Genomic DNA, 335 nt, shown 5'->3' with positions numbered 1-335 from the left:
CCGCCGCCCGACAGCACGGCTGCATCGGCGTGGCCGCCGATCACGGCGATGCGCGACAGTGCGGACGCCGCCAGCGGCAACTGGTTGCCGTCGTTCTTCAGCAGCACGATCGACTGCTCGGCGACGCCCTGCGCGAACCGGTTCGCGGCCGCGAAATCGATCGTGCCGCCGCCCTTGGCCGGATCGTCCATCACGCCGACGCGGATCATCACGGCCAGCTTGCGGCGCACCATGTCGTCGAGGCGAGCGGTCGACACGGAGCCGTTCGCGATCGCCTGCTTGACGGCGGCCGGCGTCAGGTAGACGGAGGGGCCGACGTCCTCTTCCTCGTCGAG

1 protein-coding gene is annotated in these 335 nt (G+C 70.7%); it reads right to left on the bottom strand.

Annotated elements, in window-relative coordinates:
• A partial coding sequence (locus DIE22_RS37935) for a glycoside hydrolase family 3 C-terminal domain-containing protein (protein WP_185640795.1) occupies positions 1–335 on the bottom strand: 335 nt, incomplete at both ends.

Origin of the sequence: Burkholderia sp. Bp9142, assembly GCF_003853415.1 — a bacterium.
GTDB lineage: Bacteria > Pseudomonadota > Gammaproteobacteria > Burkholderiales > Burkholderiaceae > Burkholderia.
Note: the sequence above shows the minus strand (reverse complement) of the source record. Positions and strands in the feature narration are given on the sequence as shown.